Origin of the sequence: Cupriavidus sp. SIMBA_020 (genome assembly GCF_046535395.1) — a bacterium.
GTDB lineage: Bacteria > Pseudomonadota > Gammaproteobacteria > Burkholderiales > Burkholderiaceae > Cupriavidus > Cupriavidus campinensis.
The window spans coordinates 1-265 of the sequence record NZ_JAWRWU010000773.1 but is presented as its reverse complement, the minus strand read 5'-3'; the positions used below and the strand labels follow the sequence as shown (position 1 = coordinate 265).

General features: G+C 72.5%; 1 protein-coding gene. It reads left to right on the top strand.

Features of this window, described 5'->3' with window-relative positions; genetic code table 11:
* A partial coding sequence (locus SB751_RS31450; RefSeq protein ID WP_410749203.1) for a C40 family peptidase occupies nucleotides 1–265 on the top strand: 265 nt, incomplete at both ends.

Here is a 265-nt window from a genome sequence, read left to right as displayed (position 1 = left end):
AGGAGCCCACCGTGCCCACCCTGCGCGAACGCGTGGTGCAGGCCGGCCTGGCCGCCATCGGCACGCCCTACAGCTGGGGCGGTGACGATGCCGCCGAAGGGTTCGACTGCAGCGGCCTGGTGCTGTTCGTGTACCGCGAAATCGCCGGCCTGGAACTGCCCCGCACGGCCCGCCAGCAGCGCACCCAGGGCGACACGGTGCCCAACAAGCAGCAGCTCAAGCCCGGCGACCTGGTGTTCTTCGCCACCCGCGGCCGCGGCACCAC